This window comes from Methylobacterium sp. Leaf89 (genome assembly GCF_001422215.1).
GTDB lineage: Bacteria > Pseudomonadota > Alphaproteobacteria > Rhizobiales > Beijerinckiaceae > Methylobacterium.
This window is the reverse complement of the sequence record NZ_LMML01000028.1, coordinates 116,695-135,460: the sequence shown is the minus strand read 5'-3', so window position 1 is coordinate 135,460 and position 18,766 is coordinate 116,695. Positions and strand designations below refer to the sequence as shown.

Genomic DNA, 18,766 nt, shown 5'->3' with positions numbered 1-18,766 from the left:
TTCGGAGTTGAAGCAGGTGGCGATGGCGGATGATGTGGTGCGGCCCCGGCTCGGGCGCGGCCTCGCGGCCCTGATCGGCGATTTCGGCGATGACAGTGCCGCGGCGAGCAAGTCGCAGGAGCAGCGCAAGGTCGCGGTGGAATTCCTGCGTCCCAACCCGCGCAACCCGCGCCGCCGCTTCCACGAATCCGACCTCGAGGAGCTGTCGGCTTCGATCAAGCTGCGCGGCATCATCCAGCCCATCGTGGTCCGGGCCCTGGCCGGCGTGCCGGACACCTACGAGATCGTCGCCGGCGAGCGCCGCTGGCGCGCGGCCCAGCGGGCCGGGCTCCACGAAGTGCCGGTGGTCACGGTGGAGATCGATGATCGGACCTCCCTCGAATTTGCTATCCTGGAGAACGTCCAGCGCACGGACCTCAACGCCATCGAGGAGGCCGCGGGCTACGAGCGGTTGATGAGCGAGTTCCAGTACAGCCAGAGCGAGCTCGCGGAGATCCTCGGCAAGAGCCGCAGCCACCTCGCCAACACCCTTCGGCTGCTCCAGCTCGCCCCGACGATTCAGGACCGAGTCGTGGCCGGTGAGATCACGGCCGGCCATGCCCGCGCGCTCCTGGCCGTGCGGGATGCCGAGGGCGTTGCCCGCCGGATCGTGGAGGAGGGCCTGTCGGTCCGCGAGGTCGAGGCCTTGGCCTCCGCCGAGGTGCCGGAGGGCGACGGCCCCCGCCCCGGCCGGCCCCGGCGCGCGGCCGAGAAGGATGCGGAGATCCGCACCTTGGAGCAGGCCATGGCCCGCGCCCTCGGCATGACGGTGGCCGTCAAGTCGAAGGTGGCCGGGGCGGGGGAGATCCGCATCCGCTACGAGAACGCGGCCGAGCTCGAAGCCCTGTGCCAGCGCTTCAACCTGGGGCAGGCGGAGGCCTGAGCCAGACCGATCGCTAACGCCGCCGGGCCGCCTCGCCGGCGATGCGCAGGAGGGTGCTCGAGGCATGCGCGTGCGCCAGGTCCGGGTCCGCGCGGCGGCAGGCCAGGACGGAGTCCTGCAACAGCTGGATCGCGTGGCGCAGGGCCGGGGGCGACCAGCGGGCGAGCTGGGTCTCCACCAGGGCTTTCCGCCGGAAATGCAGGCCACGCCAGTTCGCCACCATGAGGCTGGCACTCTGCCCCTCCCCGGCGAGCCGCGTGGCCAGGAGCGTCAGGGCGTGCCGCAGGGCCGAGCCGAGCATCACCGAGGGATCCATGCCCTCGTGGCAGAAGCGGCGATAATCGCGCTCGACCTCGCCGCTGCGCCCGGCGAAGGCCGCATCGATCAGGGTGTTGAGCACGCTGCCGGCGACATCGCTGACCACCGCCTCCACATCGTCGAGGCTCACCTGGCTCTGGCCACGGGCGTAGAGGGCGAGCTTCTCGATCTCCGACAGGCTGGCGCCGCGGTCGCCGCCGAGGCTGGTGGCCAGCACGTCCCGCGCCTCGCGGGCGATGCGAAGGCCCTGGTCCTGCAGGGTGCGGTCGATGAGGTCGCCCAAGGCCCGCTCGTCGTCGGGATAGCAGGGCAGGGCGAGGGCCTTCGGCGACTTCTCACAGAGCGTCCGCAAGGGCGCGCTCTTGGCGAGGTCGCCGCCCTCCACCACGATGCGGGCGTTCTGGATCTCGGCCTTCAGGGCGTCCTCGACGGCGGGGGCGTAGTTGCGGCTGCCGGACCGGACCCAGATGGTGCGGGTGCCGCCGAAGAGCCCGACCGTGCCGGCCTCGTCCACGAGGCGGCCGGGGTCCTGGGCCAGCACGTCCCCGTCGATCTTCACCATGGCGAAGGGGTCGCCCGGATCGCTGACGAAGGCTTCCGCCAGCGCCTTGGCGCGGGTGAAGACGAGGCCCGTATCCGGGCCGTAGACGAGGAGGATCGTGATGCGCGGATCGGGCCCGCGCCGGATCAGCCCGTCGACATCGCTGGCCTTGACGGCGGTCACGGGGCGGTCCGGCTCAGGGCTTCGTCACCAGCACGGAGGCGATGCGGGTCTTGATCTGCTCGGCCAGGACCTTGGCGAGGCGGATCTCGGCGTCACGGGCGGCCCGCAGGCTGGCGAAGCGCTGGATCGAGCGGTCGTAGGTGGCGGTGGAGGTCGCCACGCCCTCGCTGATGATCTTCGTGCCGCTCAGGTCTTCCAGGGCGTATTTCACGGTTCCGACGATGGTGCCGGCCTCGGCGCGACCGGTCTGCGAGGACACGATCGGGGTCTGCACCGACTCGCTGCCCTGCATCTTCAGGCGATAGCGCTTGGCGGAGGGCTGGCCCGAGCCGTCGAGATCGAAGATGAGTTCGCTGCGCAGGTAATGCCCCAGGCGCTCCTGGCCCTGCGCCATCGCCACGTCGTCCACCTGGACGGAGGCGAGGAGGGCGGCCATGGGCTCGCCGGAGGCGGTGGGGCCGTAGAGGGGGCGGAAGCAGGCCGACAGGTTGAGCGCCAGGGCGGCGACGGCCGCGACCCGCATGGCCCGGCCGACCGAACCGGTTGCCGCGACCCGAACCGCCATCGCCCCGTTTGCCAAGCGCATCATGCCCGCTGCCGTCCCGCTGTCTCGTCCCGCCCGTCTGTACGGCGAACCGGAGTTCGACGACAGCCTATTCGCGCCAAGCTTTACGTTTCCTATCCGGCAGGATCATGGTCGCCGGATCGGGGTTGTGGACAATGTGGGCGTCCCCCTTCCTCTTAAAGGGGCGGGGTCGGGGGTGGGGGCGGTTCCACTTGCCTTCGCAACGCGAGGGTCGCCCAACCACCCCCGCCTCCAACGCCTTCCCGCAAGCTCCATGGATGTCGGGCAGGCCCGAGATCCGCTGGGGAGGAGGGCTGCGTCGCGCGCGCCGAACCGAATTTCAGCGTTGGGAAGGCCGGGCGCTGTGCCAGGCCCCGTTCCGCCCGCCGGAAGCCGGAGCGCGGTCTCCTCGATCAGACGACGAGGTTCACGATCCGGCCCGGCACCACGATGACCTTCTTCGGGCTACGGCCCTCCAGAGCCCGCTGCACCGCCTCGTCGGCCAGGACCAGGGCCTGGACCGCCGCCACGTCGGCGCTGCGCGGCACCGTGACGTCCGCCCGCTTCTTGCCGTTGAGCTGGACGGGGAGGGTGACGCTGTCCTCCACGAGGAGCGCGCGCTCGACCTTCGGCCAGGCCGCCTGCGCGGCCAGGCCGTCGCGGCCCAGCGCCTGCCAGCATTCCTCGGCGAGATGCGGCATCATCGGGGCGATCAGCTGGGTCAGGATCCCGGCCGCCTCCCCGGCGACGGCCCGCGAGACGCCGCCCCGCAGGGCCTCGTCGAGGGCGTTGGCAAGGGTGTAGATGTGCGCCACGCAGCGGTTGAAGCGCAGGCGCTCCACATCCTCCTCCACGGCGGCCAGGGCCTTGTGGGCGGCCTTGCGCAGGGCGGCGTCGCCGGCGGCCTCCGGTGCCGCCACGGTGCTCGCCAGGGAGACGAGACGCCAGACGCGCTGGACGAAGCGGGCCGCGCCCTGGACGCCGTCCTCGGTCCAGATCACGTCGCGCTCGGGCGGCGAGTCGGAGAGCATGAACCAGCGCGCGGTGTCGGCGCCGTAGCTGGCGATGATGTCGTCCGGGTCGACGACGTTCTTCTTCGACTTCGACATCTTCTCGATGGCGCCGATCGTGATCGGCGCCGCCGTTTTCACGTGAAACGCCTCCCGCGTGCCGGACTCGGCCGAGATCCGGATGTCGGCCGGCGGCACCCAGGCCCCGGCCGCATCCTTGTAGGTCTCGTGGACCACCATGCCCTGCGTGAACAAGCCGTCGAAGGGCTCCGAGACGCCGGACCAGTCGGTGGCCTTCATGGCCCGCATGAAGAAGCGGGCGTAGAGCAGGTGCAGGATCGCGTGCTCGATGCCACCGATATACTGGTCGACGGCGAGCCACTGGTCGACCGCGGCGCGGTCGGTGGGCGCGTCCTGCAGCCAGGGGGCGGTGAAGCGGGCATAGTACCAGGACGAATCCACGAAGGTGTCCATGGTGTCGGTCTCGCGCCGCGCCGGCTGCCCGCAGGTGGGGCAGGGGACGTTGCGCCAGGCTTGGTCGCGCTCCAGGGGGTTGCCGGGCACGTCGAAGGAAACCGTGTCGGGGAGCTTCACCGGCAGGTCGGCCACCGGCACCGGCACGGGCCCGCAGGCCTCGCAGTGGATGATCGGGATGGGGCAGCCCCAGTAGCGCTGGCGCGAGACGCCCCAGTCGCGCAGGCGGAACTGCACCTTGCGCTGCGCCACCGGCTCTCCGTCGAGGATCTCCGCCTCCAGGCGGTTGGCCACGGCATGGAAGGCCTCGTCCGTGGTCATGTCGTCGAGGAAGCGCGAGTGGATCATCCGCCCGTCGCCGTCATAGGCGGTGTCGGTGATGACGAAGCTGGCCGCGTCCTGGTCCTCCGGGCAGACCACGGGCGTGTTGCCGAGCCCGTACTTGTTGGCGAAGTCGAGGTCGCGCTGGTCGTGGGCCGGGCAGCCGAACACCGCGCCGGTGCCGTAGTCCATGAGCACGAAGTTCGCGACGTAGACCGGCAGCAGCCAGGACGGGTCGAGGGGGTGGCGGACCTTGAGGCCGGTGTCGAAGCCGAGCTTCTCCGCCGTGTCGATGGCGGCCTGGGCCGTGCCCGTGCGCCGGCATTCCTCGATGAAGCCCTGCAGGGCCGGGTGGGCCGGGGCCAGGGCGGCGGCGATCGGGTGGTCGGCGGCGATGGCCAGAAACTTCGCCCCGAACAGGGTGTCGGGCCGCGTCGTGTAGACCTTCACCTCGGGGTCGACATGGGCCGGCGGCGCCTCCAGGGCGAAGCGGACCTCCAGCCCTTCCGAGCGGCCGATCCAGTTCTTCTGCATCACCCGGACCTTCTCGGGCCAGCGCTCCAGGCCGTCGAGGGCGTCGTAGAGATCCTGCGCGAAGTCGGTGATCTTGAAGAACCACTGGGTCAGCTCGCGCTGCTCCACCAGGGCGCCCGAGCGCCAGCCGCGCCCGTCGATGACCTGCTCGTTGGCCAGCACGGTGTGGTCCACCGGGTCCCAGTTCACCTTCGCGGTGCGGCGCGTCACCAGACCCTTGGCCAGGAAGTCGAGGAACATGCGCTGCTGGTGCTTGTAGTAGTCGGGGTCGCAGGTCGCGATCTCCCGGCTCCAGTCCAGCGACAGGCCCATGCTCTGGAGCTGGCCGCGCATCGTCGCGATGTTGGCGTAGGTCCAGTCGCGCGGGTTGACCTTGCGCTCCATGGCGGCGTTCTCGGCCGGCAGGCCGAAGGCGTCCCAGCCCATCGGGTGCAGCACGTTGAAGCCCCGCGCCCGCTTGTAGCGCGCCACCACGTCGCCCATGGCGTAGTTGCGCACGTGGCCCATGTGGATGCGCCCCGACGGGTAGGGGAACATCTCCAGCACGTAGTATTTCGGCTTCGGATCGTCGTTCTTCGTGGCGTAGATGGCTGCCGCATCCCACGCCTGCTGCCAGCGCGGCTCTGTCTCCTTGGCGTTGTAGCGCTCGGGAGCGGGTTTGGGGGCGGGGGTGGTCGTCATGGGCCGGCGCCGGGGTTCGGGGGTGAGGGGCGCGCCCCGCACGGTGCGGGCGCGCCCTGAGAGGCTGGGGGCCGGACTACCACGGGGAGGGGAGGGGTCAACACGGATCGGGTCGTCCCGCCCGCCGGGGGAGCCGCGTCGCGGGGGCCGCGTCGGCGCGATGCGCGTTGTCCTTCGCGGCCCGCGCCCGGGATGGTAGTTCCCGGGCCGACCGGTTCACCGAACCCCTTCCCTGCGAGGCAGCATGGCCGACACAGTCTCCGACGACGCCGCTCCCGAAGCCGCTCCCCACGCCGCCCCGCCCCCCCCGAACGCCGCCGACGTGGTGGCCGGGCTCGCGGCGGTGCGCCACCAGATCGCCCAGGCGGCCGAGGATGCCGAGCGCGACCCCGCCTCGGTCGCCCTGGTGGCGGTGTCGAAGACGATTCCCGCCGCGGGCATCCTGCCGGCGCTCGAGGCCGGGCAGCGCCTGTTCGGCGAGAACTACGTCCAGGAATCGAAGGCCAAGTGGCCAGCCCTGCGCGAGCGCTTCCCGGATGTGGAGCTCCACCTCGTCGGCCCGCTGCAATCCAACAAGGCCCGGGAGGCGGTGGAGCTGTTCGACGTCATCCACGGCCTCGACCGGCTCTCCCTCGCGGCGGCGCTCGCCAAGGAGATCGCGCGGGTCGGACGGGCGCCCAAGCTCCTGATCCAGGTCAATACCGGCGACGAGCCGCAGAAGGGCGGCATCTCCCCGGCCCAGGTCGACACCCTGCTCTCGGAGTGCCGCGAGACCCACGGCCTCGCGATCCAGGGGCTGATGTGCATCCCGCCCGCCGAGGCGCCGCCGTCGCCGCACTTCGCCCTGCTGGCCCGGATCGCCGAGCGCCACAACCTGCCGATCCTCTCGATGGGCATGAGCGCGGACTACCCCGCGGCGATCCAGATGGGCGCGACCCATGTCCGGGTCGGTACCGCGATCTTCGGCGCCCGCCCGCGCAGGGACTAGGGCGCCGCCTCGTACCGGCGCGGTCCACCGCCAGGGCGCCGGCCAAGGCGACGAGTGCGCTTGGGCCGGGCCGGCGGGACCGGGCCCCTTGGCTCATCCGTGTCCATGCCCCTATGGAGGGCGCAGCGCCCCGGCAGCCGGCGCTCCGGAGCGATGCGCCATGGCCACCGACCCCACCCTTCGCCTCTCCGACGCCGTCGCGGCGGGCCTCTCCCGCCGCGGCGTCCATTACGGCTGGGCGGTGGCCGCCGTGACCTTCCTGACAATGCTGGTGACGGCGGGCGCCGTCGGGGCCCCCGGGGTGCTGATCCTGCCCCTGCAGAAGGAGTTCGGCTGGGACACGGCGACGATCGGCTCGGCGCTCGCCGTGCGCCTCGTCCTGTTCGGCCTGATGGGCCCCTTCGCCGCCGCCCTGATGAACCGCTACGGCCCGCGCCGGATCGTGCTCCTGGCCCTGGCCCTCATCGCCGGCGGCCTGCTGGCCTCCTTGGGCATGACCCGGGTCTGGCAGCTCGTCCTGCTCTGGGGCGTGGTGGTGGGCATCGGCACGGGGCTCACCGCCCTGGTGCTGGGGGCGACGGTGGCGACGCGCTGGTTCTCGCGATCGCGCGGCCTCGTGGTCGGCCTCCTCACCGCCAGTTCCGCCACCGGGCAGCTCGTCGTGCTGCCCCTGCTGGCCGCCCTCACGGAGGCGCTCGGCTGGCGCGCCGCCCTCCTGGTGATCTGCGCACTCCTCCTCGCGGCGGGTCTCGGCGTCCTCGCCCTGATGCGCGACCGGCCGGAGGATCTCGGGCTCGCGCCCTACGGCGAGACCCGTCCCCTCGCGCCCCCGGCCATGCCGGGACCGAGTGCGAACGGCGCCCTGTCCGCCCTGCGGGACGCCGCCGGCACCCGCGTGTTCTGGGTGCTGTTCGCCACCTTCTTCATCTGCGGGGCCAGCACCAACGGGCTGATCCAGACCCACTTCATCCCCCTCTGCGCCGATTACGGCATCGGGCCGGTGCAGGGGGCCAGCGTGCTCGCGGCCATGGGCGTGTTCGACTTCATCGGCACCGTGGCCTCGGGCTGGCTCTCCGACCGCTACGACAACCGCTGGCTCCTGTTCTGGTACTACGGCCTGCGCGGCCTCTCGCTGATGTTCCTGCCGTTCTCGGACTTCTCCTTCGTGGGCCTGTCGCTGTTCGCGGTGTTCTACGGCCTCGACTGGATCGCCACGGTGCCGCCCACCGTGCGGCTCACCGCGGCGCGGTTCGGGCGCGAGCGCGCCAACCTCGTCTTCGGCTGGGTCTTCGCCGGCCACCAGCTCGGCGCGGCGACGATCGCCTACGGGGCCGGCCTGTCGCGGACCGAACTCGCGAGCTACCTGCCGGCCTTCTTCGCCGCCGGGGCGCTCTGCCTCGCCGCCGCCGCGCTGATCCTCACCCTGGGCCGGCCGGCCCCGCAGGGTGTTCCCGCGGCCACACCCGCCCGCGCCTGAGCCGGGGGCCGGCCTGCCCCTGTAGGCTCTGGTCCGGATGATGCTTGGGACGGGCACCGATGTGCCGCCCTGGGTCCCGACCGATCCGTCCCAACCCCCTCCATGCCCGGCCGAATCGCCGGAAGGCCGCCGCGCCGCCCCCGTGGGGCGGGGCGACGGCCGTCGCATGGCCTGCGCCGGGGGATGCCCGGAAAAGCAGCAAATCTCTGGAAATGTCAGTGTGGGACCGGGGCGCGACCCTCAAGGCCCTGGACCTTCCGCTCAAGGTCTCGGCACTGTCCGACACAGCACCGCCACATTCACGGGCGCGCGCCCGCATGCCTGCCACGGGCGCTCGCCCGGATGCCCGATCACAGGGGACGACGACGCGATGAACTACAACTGGAACTGGGGCATCTTCTTCGAAGCCTCCCCGGAAGGCACCGGGACCTACGCGGACATGCTCCTCTCGGGCCTGATGTGGACGGTGGTGACGGCGCTCTGCGCCTGGGTCATCGCCTTCTTCCTCGGCTCGCTCATCGGCGTGATGCGGACCCTGCCTTCCAAGGTCGCCAACACCATCGGCACGACCTACGTCGAGCTGTTCCGCAACATCCCGCTGCTGGTGCAGATGTTCCTCTGGTACTTCGTCCTGCCGGAGGTGCTGCCCGAATCGTGGGGCGGCTGGATCAAGCAGCTGCCGAACGCGCCGTTCTACACGGCGGTGGTGTGCCTGGGCTTCTTCACCGCCTCCCGCGTCGCCGAGCAGGTGCGCGCCGGCATCCAGGCCCTGCCGCGCGGCCAGAAGATGGCCGGCACCGCCATGGGCCTGACGGTCTACCAGACCTACCGCTACGTGCTCCTGCCCAGCGCCTACCGGATGATCCTCCCGCCGCTGACCTCGGAATTCCTCAACAACCTCAAGAACACCTCGGTCGCCCTCACCATCGGCCTGCTCGAGCTCACCGCCCGCGCCCGCGCCATGCAGGAATTCTCGTTCCAGGTGTTCGAGGCCTTCACCGCCGCCACCGTCCTCTACGTCCTGATCAACGTCGTGGTGATCTTCACCTCCGGCTGGATCGAGCGCCGCGTCGCCGTCCCGGGCCATCGCTGAGGGTCCGCCCTCCGCCTCCTCATCCTCAAGGATCGCCGCGATGCTCGCGAATTTCGACTTCTCCGTCATCACCTCCGCGCTGCCCTACCTGTTCCTGGACGGCATGCGCTTCACCCTGACGCTGACGGCGCTCGCCGCCATCGGCGGCATCGTGCTCGGCACGCTCATCGCCATGATGCGGCTCTCCAGCATCCCGGTGATCCCGCTGGTGGCCAAGGGCTACGTCAACCTGATGCGGTCCCTGCCCCTCGTGCTGGTGATCTTCTGGTTCTACTTCCTGGTGCCCTATCTCGGGCAGTGGGTCACGGGCGCCGACCGGCCGATGACGGTGGGCGCCTTCACCTCGTCGCTGGTGACCTTCACCCTGTTCGAGGCGGCCTACTTCTCCGAGATCATGCGCGCCGGCATCCAGTCGATCCCCAAGGGGCAGGCGGCGGCGGCCTCGGCGCTGGGCCTGACCTACTTCGCCTCGATGCGCAGCGTGATCCTGCCCCAGGTGTTCCGCAACATGACGCCGATCCTGCTGACCCAGACCATCGTCCTCTTCCAGGACACCTCGCTGGTCTACGTCCTCTCGGTGACCGACTTCCTCGGCGCGGCCTCGAAGATCGCCCAGCGCGACGGCCGCCTCGTGGAAATGTACCTGTTCGCGGCCGTGGTCTACTTCGCGGTCTGCTTCGTGGCCTCCCTGGCGGTGCGCCGCCTCCAGAAGAAGATCGCCATCATCCGCTGACGCCCGGCCTCCCCTGTCCAGGCCTCCCCCGGACGAGGCGTCGCCGCACCCCAGACGAGGATTTCCGCCATGACCACGTCGCCCAACCCCACGTCGCTCAACACCGCCCAGGCCCCCGTGACCACGGGGCCCATGATCACCATGAAGTCCGTCAGCAAATGGTACGGCGACTTCCAGGTCCTCACCGATTGCAGCACCGCCGTGAACAAGGGCGAGGTGGTCGTGGTCTGCGGGCCCTCGGGTTCCGGCAAGTCGACCCTGATCAAGTGCGTCAACGCCCTCGAGCCCTTCCAGAAGGGCGAGATCGTCGTCGACGGCACGCCCGTACACGACAAGAAGACCAATCTGCCGAAGCTGCGGGCCCGGGTCGGCATGGTGTTCCAGCACTTCGAGCTGTTCCCGCACCTCTCCATCACGGAGAACCTGACCCTGGCGCAGCGCAAGGTGCTCAAGCGCGACGAGGACACCGCCCTCAAGACGGGCCTGGCGCTCCTCGACCGGGTCGGCCTCTCGGCCCACGCCAAGAAGTTTCCCGGCCAGCTCTCGGGCGGCCAGCAGCAGCGCGTGGCCATCGCCCGGGCGCTCGCCATGAACCCGGTGGTGATGCTGTTCGACGAGCCGACCTCGGCCCTCGATCCCGAGATGGTCGGCGAGGTGCTCGACGTCATGGTCCAGCTCGCCCGCGAGGGCATGACCATGATGTGCGTCACCCACGAGATGGGCTTCGCCCGCAAGGTCGCGAACCGCGTGATCTTCATGGACAAGGGCGAGATCGTCGAGGACGCCACCAAGGAAGACTTCTTCGCCAACGCCCGCTCCGAGCGCGCCCAGAACTTCCTGTCGAAGATCCTCGTGCATTGAGGGCCGCGCGCCGGGTCCGGCGCCCTGAACGCTCCCCTGCCCCCGGCGCTCGCACGAGCCGGTTCCGCCGAGACGGAACCGGCTCGTCGTCGTTTCGACTCGGCTTCGCCCCGCCGGGCGCTCCCCTGCGCGGGCGGATCGTCCGGTACCCGGACGGTCCCGGCCCTGCTGTCCGAGCGCTGCGTCGCCCCCTCGCGGGCCAACGCCGTCGGCCCCGGTCTGGAAAGCCAGACAAAAAAATTCAAACCCGTAACAAATATCGCAGACCAAAAACCTTCGGCTCAGGTGAAGCCGTTGCCAGACAACGCGAAAAGCGATTGGGTGGGGTTGGCACGAACGCTGCTGGCGAACGCACGCTGCCGACGCACGAACCCCGCTGAAGCGTGGCCAGCCAAAGGGCGGACGACGAGAGCCGCCGGGAAAAATCCAAGGAGGATGCCATGGAGCGGAACCGCGACCTCGATCCCGTCGAGACGCAGGAATGGCTCGATTCGCTGGACGGCGTCCTCGACGTCGACGGGCCGGAGCGGGCCCACTACCTGATCGAGCAGGTGATCGACGGGGCCCGCAAGAAGGGCGCGCCCGTCCCGTATTCCGCCAACACCGCCTACCTGAACACGATCCTGCCCGAGAAGCAGGACCCGCATCCCGGCGACCGGGCGATCGAGCACCGCATCCGCTCGGCCATCCGCTGGAACGCCATCGCGATCATCCTGCGGGCGAACAAGGACTCGTCCGAGCTCGGCGGCCACATCGCCAGCTTCCAGTCGGCCGCGACCCTCTACGACACCGGCTTCATGCATTTCTGGCGAGCGGCCGACGCCAGCCACGGCGGCGACCTCATCTACGTGCAGGGCCACTCCTCGCCGGGCGTCTATGCCCGCGCCTTCCTGGAGGGCCGCCTCACCGAGGACCAGCTCCTCGGCTTCCGGCAGGAGGTCGGCGGCAAGGGCCTGTCGTCCTATCCCCATCCCTGGCTGATGCCGGATTTCTGGCAGTTCCCCACCGTCTCCATGGGCCTCGGCCCCCTGATGGCGATCTACCAGGCGCGCTTCCTGCGCTACCTGCACCACCGCAACCTCGCGCAGACGGACGGCCGCAAGGTCTGGGCCTTCATGGGCGACGGCGAGATGGACGAGCCGGAGAGCCTCGGCGCCATCGCGCTCGCGGCCCGGGAAAAGCTCGACAACCTCGTCTTCGTCATCAACTGCAACCTGCAGCGCCTCGACGGCCCGGTGCGCGGCAACGGCAAGATCGTCCAGGAGCTCGAGGCCGATTTCCGCGGCGCCGGCTGGAACGTCATCAAGGTGCTGTGGGGCTCGGGCTGGGACGCCCTGATCCAGCGCGACGGCACCGGCATGCTGGCGCGCCTGATGGAGGAATGCGTCGACGGCGAGTACCAGGACTTCAAGTCGAAGAACGGCGCCTACATCCGCGAGCACTTCTTCGGGCGCTACCCCGAGACCGCGGCCCTGGTGGCCGACATGAGCGACGACGACATCTGGCGCCTCACCCGCGGCGGCCACGACCCGCGCAAGGTCTTCGCCGCCTACAGCGCCGCCTCCAAGCACAAGGGCCAGCCGACCCTCATCCTCGCCAAGACGGTCAAGGGCTACGGCATGGGCGAGTCCGGCGAGGGCCAGAACATCACCCACCAGCAGAAGAAGATGGGCGAGGCGGTGCTGCGCCAGTTCCGCGACCGCTTCCAGATCGACCTGAGCGACGACCAGCTGAAGGAGATCCCCTTCATCAAGTTCCCCGAGGGCAGCCCCGAGCACCGCTACCTGATGGCGCGGCGGGAAGCCCTGGGCGGCCCGCTCCCGGCCCGGCGGCGCACCTCGCAGGCCCTGGAGATCCCGCCGCTCTCGGCCTTCTCGGCCCAGCTCAAGGAGACCGCGGGCCGCGAGATCTCCACCACCATGGCCTTCGTGCGCATCCTCAACACGCTGCTGCGCGACAAGAACATCGGCAACCGCATCGTGCCGATCGTGCCCGACGAGAGCCGCACCTTCGGCATGGAGGGCATGTTCCGCCAGTTCGGCATCTTCTCCCAGGTCGGCCAGCTCTACCGGCCGGAGGATGCCAACCAGCTCATGTACTACAAGGAGGACAAGAACGGTCAGATGCTCCAGGAGGGCATCAACGAGCCGGGGGCGATGTCGTCCTGGATCGCGGCCGCGACCTCCTACTCGCATTCCGACGCGCCGACGATCCCGTTCTACGTCTACTACTCGATGTTCGGCTTCCAGCGGGTCGGCGACCTCGCCTGGGCGGCGGGCGACATGCGGGCGCGGGGCTTCCTCATCGGCGGCACGGCGGGGCGCACCACCCTCAACGGCGAGGGCCTGCAGCACGAGGACGGCCACAGCCACCTGATCTCGTCCACCATCCCGAACTGCGTCTCCTACGACCCGACCTTCTCCTACGAGGTGGCGGTGATCGTGCAGGACGGCCTGCGCCGGATGTATGCCGAGCAGGAGGACGTGTTCTACTACATCACCGTGATGAACGAGAACTACGAGCACCCCGGCATGCCGGAGGGCGCCGAGGCCGACATCATCAAGGGCATGTACCTCTTCAAGGACGGCCCGAAGGAGACGACCCAGGGCCACCGGGTCCAGCTCCTGGGCTCGGGCACCATCCTGCGGGAGGTCATCGCCGCGGCCGAGCTGCTGGAGCGGGATTTCGGGATCGCGTCGGACATCTGGAGTTGCCCGAGCTTCACCGAGCTGCGCCGCGACGCCATGGCGGCGGAGCGCTGGAACCTCCTGCACCCGCTGGAGGGCCGGCGCCTCTCCCATGTCGAGACCTGCCTGACCGGCCGCACCGGCCCGGTCATCGCGGCCACCGACTACATGCGCCTGTTCGCCGACCAGATCCGCACCTGGGTGCCCGGACGCTACCGCGTGCTCGGCACAGACGGCTTCGGCCGCTCCGACTACCGGGCCCGCCTGCGCGACTTCTTCGAGGTCAACCGGCACTGGGTCGTGGTGGCGGCCCTGCACAGCCTGGCCGAGGACGGCGTGATCCCGGCCCAGACCGTGGCGGACGCCATCGCCAAGTACGGCATCGACACGGACCGACCGGCACCCTGGACCGTCTGATTCCGGCGCCGGCCGCCCGCCCGCGGCCGGCGCCCCGACCCTTTCCGCCATCATCGACGATAAGCGACCGCACGAGGGGGCCCGCGAGAGGCCTCGACTCAGAGCCAGGGAGAACGCGCAGTGGGCATCGAGATCCAGATCCCGGACATCGGCGACTTCAAGGACATCCCGATCATCGAGATCCACGTGAAGGAGGGCGATACGATCGGGCCCGACGACCCGCTGGTCTCGCTGGAATCCGACAAGGCGACCATGGACGTGCCCTCGCCGAGCGCCGGCGTGGTCGAGAAGATCCTGGTCAAGCTCGGCGACACGGTGAGCGAGGGCTCGCCGCTCCTGGTGTTCAAGGGCGAGGCGTCGAGCAGCCCCGCGAAGGCCGCCGAGGCCCCGGCCGGCGCCGACAGCGCCGCCCTGCTGGCCAAGCAGGAGCCGGCCCCGACCCCAAGCCCGGCCCCAAGCCCGGCCCCGGCCGCCGCGCCTGCCCCGTCGCCCGCCCCGGCCGGCCCCCTGCCCGACTTCTCCCAGGTCCACGCCAGCCCCGGCGTGCGGCGCCTCGCCCGCGAACTCGGCCTCGACCTGACGGCGGTGAAGGGCACCGGCGAGAAGGGCCGGATCACCAAGGAGGACGTGAAGGGCCATCTCACCCGCTCGGCCGCCCCCGCGGCCGCCGGCACGGCGGCGTTCCAGGGCGGCGGCATGGGCATCCCGGAGATCCCGGCGGTGGACTTCGCCAAGTTCGGCCCGATCGAGACCCAACCCCTGTCGCGGATCAAGAAGATCTCCGGCGCGCACCTGCACCGGTCCTGGCTCAACGTGCCGCTCGTCACCCACCAGGACGAGTCGGACATCACCGAGACCGACGCCTACCGCAAGGAACTCGACAATGCCGGCAAGGAGCTCAAGGACAAGGGCTACCGCGTCACCCTGCTGGCCTTCCTGATCAAGGCCGCGGTCTCTGGCTTACGCAAGCATCCCGAGTTCAACGCCTCGCTGTCCCCTGAGAAGGACGCCCTGATCCTCAAGCGCTACTACAACATCGGCGTGGCGGTGGACACGCCGGACGGCCTCGTCGTCCCGGTCATCAAGGAGGCCGACCGCAAGGGCCTCGTCGAGATCAGCCGCGATCTCGGTGCGATCTCGGCCAAAGCCCGCGACGGCAAGCTCAGCGCGGCCGACATGCAGGGCGCCACCTTCTCGATCTCGAGCCTGGGCGGCATCGGCGGCACCGCCTTCACGCCGCTGGTCAACGCCCCGGAAGTCGCGATCCTGGGCGTCGCCCGCTCCAAGATGAGCCCGGTCTGGAACGGCACCGAGTTCGCGCCGCGCCTGATCGTGCCGCTCTCGCTCTCCTACGACCACCGCGTCATCGACGGGGCGCTCGCCGCGCGCTTCACCCGCCACCTCGCCCACGTCCTCGAGGACGTCCGGCGCCTCGTCGTCTGACGAAGGCCGGCCCACGCGACCCAACGAGCGAGGTGACCCGATGAGCAGCAACGACGTCCACCTGCCGGATATCGGCGACTTCAAGAACGTGCCCGTGATCGAGGTCAGCGTCGGCCCCGGCGCCGTGATCGCGGTCGACGACGTGATCATCGTGCTGGAATCCGACAAGGCCACCATGGACATCCCGTCCCCGGTGGCCGGCACGGTGGCCGAGGTGCGGATCAAGCCCGGCGACACGGTGAGCCAGGGCGACCTGATCCTGGTGATGGCCGAGGCCGCCGCCACCGGTGCGCCGAAGCCCACGGTGACGGACACCACCAAGGCGGGCGCGGGGGCGTCCGCAAACGGCGCGGGCGTCCCTGGCCACGCCCCGGGCGAGGGTCAGGCCGGCTACGGCTCCTCGGCCGCCGCCACCGGCGGGGCGGCGCCCGCCCCGGCCCCGACGGCGGCGGCCCCCGTCTCCGGCGAGGCGATGCGGGCCCAGGTGCTCGTCATCGGGGCTGGGCCGGGCGGCTACACCGCCGCCTTCCGGGCGGCCGATCTCGGGCAGTCGGTGGTGCTGGTCGAGCGCTGGCCGAGCCTCGGCGGCGTCTGCCTCAACGTGGGCTGCATCCCCTCCAAGGCCCTGCTGCACGCGGCCAAGGTCATCGACGAGAGCCACGCCATGGCGGCGCACGGCATCTCCTTCACCGCGCCGCAGATCGACATCGACAAGCTGCGCGAATGGAAGGACGGGGTGGTCAAGCGTCTCACCGGCGGCCTCTCGGGCCTCGCCAAGCAGCGCAAGGTCACGGTGGTGACGGGCGAGGCCCGCTTCGTCTCACCCCATCAGGTCGCGGTGGAGCACGAGGGCCGGACCCGCGTGATCGGCTTCGACCACGCCATCATCGCGGCCGGCTCCGAGCCCGTGCGGATGCCCTTCATCCCGCACGACGACCCGCGCGTCCTCGACTCGACGGGGGCGCTGGAACTCGACGGGGTGCCGGCCCGCCTCCTCGTGATCGGCGGCGGCATCATCGGGCTGGAGATGGCCACCGTCTACCACGCGCTGGGCTCGAAGGTGACCATCGTCGAGCTGATGGACCAGATCATCCCGGGTGCGGACAAGGACATGGTCACGCCGCTGATGAAGCGGATCGCGAAGCAGTACGAGGCGATCCACCTCAAGGCCAAGGTCACCGCCGTGGAGGCGACCCCGGCGGGGCTGAAGGTCTCGTTCGAGGGCGGCACGGCGCCGGCCAGCGACGTCTTCGACAAGGTGCTGGTCTCGGTGGGGCGGCGCCCCAACGGCCAGCGCATCGGCGCGGAGGCGGCGGGGGTCGCCGTCGACGCCCGCGGCTTCATCGCGGTCGACAAGCAGATGCGCACCAACGTGCCCCACATCTTCGCCATCGGCGACGTGGTCGGCCAGCCGATGCTGGCCCACAAGGCGACGCACGAGGGCAAGGTCGCGGCCGAGGTCGCCACCGGCAAGTCCAGCGCCTTCGACGCCAAGGTGATCCCCTCGGTGGCCTACACGGACCCCGAGGTGGCCTGGGTCGGCATGACCGAAAACGAGGCCAAGGCGAAGGGCATCAAGGTCGGCAAGGGCGTGTTCCCCTGGGCCGCCTCCGGGCGCTCCCTGGCCCTGGGGCGCGAGGAGGGCCTGACCAAGGTCCTGTTCGACCCCGAGACGGACCGCATCCTCGGCTGCGGCATCGTCGGCCCGTCGGCCGGCGACCTCATCGCGGAGGCGGCCCTCGCCATCGAGATGGGGGCGGATGCCGAGGATATCGGCCTGACCATCCATCCGCACCCGACCCTGTCGGAGACGATCGGCTTGGCGGCGGAGGCCTTCGAGGGCACCATCACGGACCTCTACATGCCCCGGAAGGACGGGCCGAAAAAGGCCGGTCACTGAGGCCGGGCGTTCGCGCCGCGGCTTCGGGATCGGCAGCGCCTTCGGGACGGGCGCCGCATCGGGAAGACAGGACCGCGCCACGACCGGCGCGGTCCGCGCGGAGCCCGTCCCGGCTCCGGCTTCGGGAGACCCGCGGATGTCATCGAACGAGCCCGAGACCACACCCGATTCCCGCCCCGAGCCCGGCCCGGCGCCGGAGACAGACCCGGCCCTCCGGCGCGCCGAGGCCGCCCGCGATGCCGTCACGGAGGCCCTGGAAGACCATCTGGATCGCCTCGCCGCCCTGGGGCGGACGGCCCGCACCGACCTCGACGCCGACCTTCAGGCCGCCGGCCGGCTGGTGGCCCGCACCACCCACCGGCAGCTCGCCGCCAACCTCGCCCTGGTGGAGGGCCTGATGTCCGCGCGGACCCTGTCCGCGATGCTCCAGCTGCAGCAGGATTTCCTGCGCCGGCAAATGGACTGGGCCCTGGGCGATTGGGAGCGGATGCGGGCCCAGGCCCTCGACCTGCTGAAGGAGGGCCGCCAGGGAGCGGAGGAGCCGGATGCCGGCCCGCCCGGCGCCGACCGGCCCGACGGCTCCTGAACCCGCGCGCCCGACGGGGCCTTCGGCCCGACCGCCCGCCGGAAGCGCGTGGCGATCGTCTCCGGCGGCCCGGCGCCGCGCGCTCCCGACACGCCGGCCGGACGCTTGCTAAGCCGGCAATTCTTCCCCGAGATAGCCGGTCAGCCCCAAAGCCAGATGGTCGAACAGCGCGCGGATGCGGCGGGTGGTGCGCAGGTCCTCGTGCATGACGAGCCAGATCCCGATCTCGGCCAGCACGAGGCCGGGCAGGACCGGCACGAGGTCCGGGTCGCGGCGGGCGACGCCCTCCTGGCAATAGCCGATGCCGAAGCCGGCGCGGAGGGCCGCCAGCAGGCCGAGGTCGTCGTCGCAGGCGAAGGCGAAGGTGAGGTCATGGCCGAGCGTCGGGCGCACCCGCGCGGCGTGGACCGCCCGGCCGATCAGGCTGTGGCGCCCGAGCTCCGCCGCCGTCGCGGGCAGGCCCCGGCGCGCGGCGTAGGTTCGGTGGGCGTAGAACCGGATCGGCGCCGTGCCGATGCGCCGGGCCACCAGGGCGCCCTGGGTCGGGGCCACGTTGCGCACGGCGAGGTCGGCGTCGCGGCGCAGCAGGTCTTCGGTGCGGTCGCTCAGCGAGAGTTCGAGGTCGACCCCCGGATGGGCCGCGTGGAAGCGGGCGAGCATCGGCGGCAGCACCACGCCGCCTAGGAAGGTGCTGGCGGTGAGGCGGACGCGGCCCCGCATGGCGCCGGTCTCGCCGGAGGCCCGGCGCAGGAGGGCCGCCGCCGCCGCGGCCATGGCCTCCGCCTGGGGCACGAGGTCGAGGGCCCGGTCGGTGGGCCGCAGGCCGTCGCGGGCCCGGGTGAACAGGGTCGCGCCGAGGCTCCGCTCCAGGGCGGCGATCTGCCGGCCGAGGGTCGGCTGGGTCAGCCGCAGGTCGCGCGCCGCCCCGGACAGGCTGCCCGCCCGCATCACCCCGAGAAATGCCCGCCACAGGTGCCAGTCCGGTTCGTCCATACGGTTTCGTATGGCAACCCGCCGTCTTTCGGCAATGGG

13 protein-coding genes and 1 pseudogene are annotated in these 18,766 nt (G+C 70.9%); 10 read left to right on the top strand and 4 right to left on the bottom strand.

The features are described 5' to 3' along the window. The first annotated feature begins 22 nt into the window (after positions 1-22). On the top strand, positions 23-922 hold the full coding sequence (locus ASF18_RS11870; RefSeq protein WP_056219423.1) for a ParB/RepB/Spo0J family partition protein: 900 nt from the start codon (positions 23-25) through the stop codon (positions 920-922). A gap of 13 nt (positions 923-935) precedes the next feature. On the opposite strand, the gene holA is transcribed toward ASF18_RS11870, so the two are convergent. The 3 genes from holA to leuS form a co-directional block, all read right to left on the bottom strand. After that, a complete protein-coding gene (gene holA, locus ASF18_RS11865) occupies positions 936-1,964 on the bottom strand; it encodes a DNA polymerase III subunit delta (protein ID WP_056351802.1) in 1,029 nt (342 codons plus the stop codon). 13 nt (positions 1,965-1,977) lie between these two features. Further along, the gene (lptE, locus tag ASF18_RS11860) at positions 1,978-2,487 is read right to left on the bottom strand and encodes an LPS assembly lipoprotein LptE (protein WP_244472718.1); all 510 of its coding nucleotides are present in this window, start codon (positions 2,485-2,487) and stop codon (positions 1,978-1,980) included. 455 nt (positions 2,488-2,942) lie between these two features. Continuing rightward, positions 2,943-5,549, bottom strand: a complete 2,607-nt coding sequence (leuS, locus tag ASF18_RS11855; protein WP_056351801.1) for a leucine--tRNA ligase — start codon at positions 5,547-5,549, stop codon at positions 2,943-2,945. Between the two features lie 244 nt (positions 5,550-5,793). Here leuS and ASF18_RS11850 point away from each other — a divergent pair, with 244 nt between their 5' ends. The 9 genes and pseudogenes from ASF18_RS11850 (at position 5,794) to ASF18_RS11810 (ending at position 17,734) form a co-directional block, all read left to right on the top strand. Next, complete coding sequence (locus ASF18_RS11850; RefSeq protein WP_056351799.1) at positions 5,794-6,537, top strand: YggS family pyridoxal phosphate-dependent enzyme; 744 nt, start codon at positions 5,794-5,796, stop codon at positions 6,535-6,537. A gap of 160 nt (positions 6,538-6,697) precedes the next feature. Then, positions 6,698-8,014: an MFS transporter gene (locus tag ASF18_RS11845; protein WP_056351798.1), complete on the top strand. Its 1,317-nt coding sequence runs from the start codon at positions 6,698-6,700 to the stop codon at positions 8,012-8,014. Between the two features lie 370 nt (positions 8,015-8,384). After that, positions 8,385-9,107, top strand: coding sequence for an amino acid ABC transporter permease (locus tag ASF18_RS11840; RefSeq protein WP_056218421.1), 723 nt, complete (start codon positions 8,385-8,387; stop codon positions 9,105-9,107). A 40-nt stretch (positions 9,108-9,147) separates the two neighbouring features. Continuing rightward, positions 9,148-9,840 (top strand): ABC transporter permease subunit, encoded by a 693-nt coding sequence (locus tag ASF18_RS11835; RefSeq protein ID WP_056218418.1) that lies wholly within the window; start codon positions 9,148-9,150, stop codon positions 9,838-9,840. A gap of 132 nt (positions 9,841-9,972) precedes the next feature. Then, complete coding sequence (locus ASF18_RS11830; protein ID WP_056219417.1) at positions 9,973-10,701, top strand: amino acid ABC transporter ATP-binding protein; 729 nt, start codon at positions 9,973-9,975, stop codon at positions 10,699-10,701. A gap of 440 nt (positions 10,702-11,141) precedes the next feature. Then, on the top strand, positions 11,142-13,805 hold the full coding sequence (aceE, locus tag ASF18_RS11825) for a pyruvate dehydrogenase (acetyl-transferring), homodimeric type (RefSeq protein WP_056351795.1): 2,664 nt from the start codon (positions 11,142-11,144) through the stop codon (positions 13,803-13,805). A 99-nt stretch (positions 13,806-13,904) separates the two neighbouring features. Beyond that, positions 13,905-15,248: pseudogene (aceF, locus tag ASF18_RS11820) on the top strand (dihydrolipoyllysine-residue acetyltransferase); the annotation flags it as partial. A 40-nt stretch (positions 15,249-15,288) separates the two neighbouring features. Then, a complete protein-coding gene (gene lpdA / locus ASF18_RS11815; protein ID WP_056351791.1) occupies positions 15,289-17,148 on the top strand; it encodes a dihydrolipoyl dehydrogenase in 1,860 nt (619 codons plus the stop codon). A gap of 136 nt (positions 17,149-17,284) precedes the next feature. Next, on the top strand, positions 17,285-17,734 hold the full coding sequence (locus tag ASF18_RS11810) for a phasin family protein (protein ID WP_056351788.1): 450 nt from the start codon (positions 17,285-17,287) through the stop codon (positions 17,732-17,734). Positions 17,735-17,842: 108 nt separating this feature from the next. Here ASF18_RS11810 and ASF18_RS11805 read toward each other — a convergent pair whose 3' ends face one another. Beyond that, positions 17,843-18,727, bottom strand: coding sequence for a LysR family transcriptional regulator (locus ASF18_RS11805; protein WP_056351785.1), 885 nt, complete (start codon positions 18,725-18,727; stop codon positions 17,843-17,845). Positions 18,728-18,766 lie beyond the last annotated feature (39 nt).

Bases quoted from the DNA above. Each gene is read 5' to 3' on its own strand.
- ASF18_RS11870 (WP_056219423.1), top strand. From the start codon at position 23: ATGGCGGATGATGTGGTGCGGCCCCGGCTCGGGCGCGGCCTCGCGGCC.
- lptE (WP_244472718.1), bottom strand. From the start codon at position 2,487: ATGCGGGTCGCGGCCGTCGCCGCCCTGGCGCTCAACCTGTCGGCCTGC.
- leuS (WP_056351801.1), bottom strand. From the start codon at position 5,549: ATGACGACCACCCCCGCCCCCAAACCCGCTCCCGAGCGCTACAACGCC.
- ASF18_RS11850 (WP_056351799.1), top strand. From the start codon at position 5,794: ATGGCCGACACAGTCTCCGACGACGCCGCTCCCGAAGCCGCTCCCCAC.
- ASF18_RS11845 (WP_056351798.1), top strand. From the start codon at position 6,698: ATGGCCACCGACCCCACCCTTCGCCTCTCCGACGCCGTCGCGGCGGGC.
- ASF18_RS11840 (WP_056218421.1), top strand. From the start codon at position 8,385: ATGAACTACAACTGGAACTGGGGCATCTTCTTCGAAGCCTCCCCGGAA.
- ASF18_RS11835 (WP_056218418.1), top strand. From the start codon at position 9,148: ATGCTCGCGAATTTCGACTTCTCCGTCATCACCTCCGCGCTGCCCTAC.
- ASF18_RS11830 (WP_056219417.1), top strand. From the start codon at position 9,973: ATGATCACCATGAAGTCCGTCAGCAAATGGTACGGCGACTTCCAGGTC.
- aceE (WP_056351795.1), top strand. From the start codon at position 11,142: ATGGAGCGGAACCGCGACCTCGATCCCGTCGAGACGCAGGAATGGCTC.
- lpdA (WP_056351791.1), top strand. From the start codon at position 15,289: ATGAGCAGCAACGACGTCCACCTGCCGGATATCGGCGACTTCAAGAAC.
- ASF18_RS11810 (WP_056351788.1), top strand. From the start codon at position 17,285: ATGTCATCGAACGAGCCCGAGACCACACCCGATTCCCGCCCCGAGCCC.
- ASF18_RS11805 (WP_056351785.1), bottom strand. From the start codon at position 18,727: ATGGACGAACCGGACTGGCACCTGTGGCGGGCATTTCTCGGGGTGATG.